This window comes from Pseudomonas sp. FG86 (assembly GCF_057808775.1).
In genome coordinates this window covers 1-432 of sequence record NZ_JBMDIS010000207.1, presented here as the reverse complement: position 1 = coordinate 432, position 432 = coordinate 1, and the positions used below count along the sequence as shown (strand labels likewise).

The following is a 432-nucleotide window of genomic DNA, read 5'->3' as shown; positions in this document are numbered from 1 at the left end:
GGATGAGGGCAAGGTGCCGGTGAAACCTCAGCAAAAAGACTTGCCGGGCGTGAAGTCGGATGAGGGCAAGGTGCCGGTGAAACCTCAGCAAAAAGACTTACCGGGCGTGAAGCCGGATGAGGGCAAGCTACCGGTGAAGCCTCAGCAAAGTGATCTGTCACTGGTACCGCCTGGTACGCGCAAACTGCATCAGATACCGGATTTGCCTGGTGTGCCAAAGCCCCACATCAGCGTGAACAACGACGCTCAGTCCAATGTGCATGTGAACGTGAACGTCAGCCATTGCCATTGCCCTGATACGAAGGCGTTACCGGACAGCGGGCCGCGGCCGCGGGTGCAGCTAGACGTGCCCAAGCCCGGTGCGGAACCTAGGCTGAATGTGAACCCCGGCGTAACGCCCAACCCCAAGCCTGAGGTCCAGCCAGGGATAAC

The 432-nt window shown here is 59.5% G+C and carries 1 pseudogene; it reads left to right on the top strand.

From position 1 onward, the window contains the following. Positions 1-432, top strand: a pseudogene (locus ACODSV_RS36340) (hypothetical protein); the annotation flags it as partial.